Source organism: Archangium sp., from assembly GCF_036388035.1.
In the GTDB taxonomy this organism is placed as follows: domain Bacteria; phylum Myxococcota; class Myxococcia; order Myxococcales; family Myxococcaceae; genus Archangium.
The window spans coordinates 1-1,933 of record NZ_DASVSO010000175.1 but is presented as its reverse complement, the minus strand read 5'-3'; the positions used below and the strand labels follow the sequence as shown (position 1 = coordinate 1,933).

Below are 1,933 nucleotides of genomic sequence, written 5' to 3'. Positions count from 1 at the left end.
CGATGAGGTAGCGCTCCACCTCCTCCAGCGTCATCTCCTCCAGCCGTGTCTGGCCCTCGCGGCTCCCTCCGGCGCGCCGCAGGAGGAGATCCTCCGCCGTCACCTCGTCCCCGCTGGCCATGAGCAGCGAGCGCTCCACCGCGTGCTCCAGCTCGCGCACGTTGCCGGGCCACCCGTAGGCGATCAGCGCGTCCAGCGCGGACGGCGCGAGCTTCATGCCCGGCTTGCCATAGCGCTGTCCGTGCAGCCCGAGGAAGTGCGCGGCGAGCAGGGGGATGTCCTCGCGCCTGTCCCGCAGCGGCGGCAGGTGCACCTCCACCGTGTTGAGCCGGTAGAGCAGATCCTCGCGGAAGCGGCCCTCGGCCACCGCCTTGCCCAGATCCACGTTCGTCGCGGCGACGACGCGCACCGACACCCGGCGCACCTTCGAGGAGCCCACCGGGTGCAGCTCGCCCGTCTGGAGCACGCGCAGCAGCTTGGCCTGCTGCGTGAGCGGCATGTTGCCAATCTCGTCGAGGAAGAGCGTCCCCCCATCGGCCAGCTCGAAGCAGCCGATGCGATCTGTCTTCGCGTCGGTGAAGGCGCCCCGCACATGGCCGAACAGCTCGCTCTCGAAGATGCCCTCGGAGAGGCCGCCCGAGTTGACGGCGACGAAGGGGCGCTCGGGACGGCCGGAGGCGGTGTGGACCCACCGCGCCACCACCTCCTTGCCCGTGCCGTGCTCGCCGGTGATGAGGACGTTGGCCCCCGAGGGCGCCACCCGCTCCACCAGCCGGCGGATGGGCTGCATCGCCCGGGACTCGCCGACGAAGGACGGGCGCTCCCCGCCCTTGCGCAGGTGGGTGTTCTCCTCCTCCAACCGGCGGGAGCGGCGCAGCGCCCGGCCCAGCTCCAACTGGGTGCGCAGCGTGGCGAGCAGCCGCGTGTTGTCCCACGGCTTCTGCACGTAGTCGCGGGCCCCGCCGCGCATGGCCTCCACCGCGCCCTCCACGCTGCCCCACGCCGTCATCACCACCACCGGCAGCGCCGTGTCGAGCTGGCGCACGCGCGCGAGCAGATCCAACCCCTCGCGCCCGGACGTGGTGTCCCGCGCGTAGTTGAGATCCATCAACAGCACGTCCACGTCCTCGGACTCCAGCATGGCCAGGACGCCGGCCGGGGACTGGGCGGTGAGGACGGCGTACCCGTCGCGCTTCAACAACAGGCGCAGCGCCTCCAGCACGTCGAGCTGATCATCGGCGATGAGGATGCGCGCCTGCGGGGCGCTGGCGGCGGGGGTGAGGGGAGCGGGCTCGGACACGGCGGACACCTGGAAGGAAGAGACTCTGCCAGAAGCAGCGGGCGGGAGGGGAACCGGAAAGCCGGGCATGCGAGCGAGCGGAAGCGCCACCTCGGTCCCCCTGCGCTCAGGAGGACTGGATCCACCCGTCGGCGAGCTGCACCACGCGATGGCCATAGGCGGCGTTCGACTCGGAGTGGGTCACCTGCACCACGGTCGTCCCCGCCCGGTTGAGGGTCTGGAACAGCTCCATGATCTGCCGGGCCTGCGTGGAGTGCAGGTTGCCGGTGGGCTCGTCGGCGAGCAGCACCTTGGGGTGGGCGATGATGGCGCGCGCGATGCCCACCACCTGCTGCTGTCCGCCAGAGAGCTGGTGGGGGTACAGGTCCTTCTTCCCCACGAGCTGGAAGCGGTCGAGCATGTCGCCCACCATCGCCTCGCGCTCGGAGCGCTTGAGGTTGCGGTAGGACAGCGGCACCTCCAGGTTCTCCGCCACGGTGAGGCTGTCGAGCAGGTGGTACTGCTGGAAGACGAAGCCGAGGGTGCGCTTGGACAGCTCCGCGCGCGCCTTCGCCCCCAGGGAGTGCACGGCCTGGCCCTCCAGGAAGTACTCGCCCTGCCACTCGGCATCGAGCATCCCGAGGATGGACAGCA

General features: G+C 70.9%; 2 protein-coding genes. Both read right to left on the bottom strand.

The features are described from left to right. The coding region (locus tag VF697_RS07755) for a sigma-54 dependent transcriptional regulator (RefSeq protein ID WP_331092861.1) at positions 1–1,300 on the bottom strand (1,300 nt) is incomplete at its 3' end. A gap of 106 nt (positions 1,301–1,406) precedes the next feature. Next, positions 1,407–1,933, bottom strand: a 527-nt coding sequence (locus VF697_RS07750) for an ABC transporter ATP-binding protein (RefSeq protein WP_331092860.1), incomplete at its 5' end; no start/stop codon positions are given.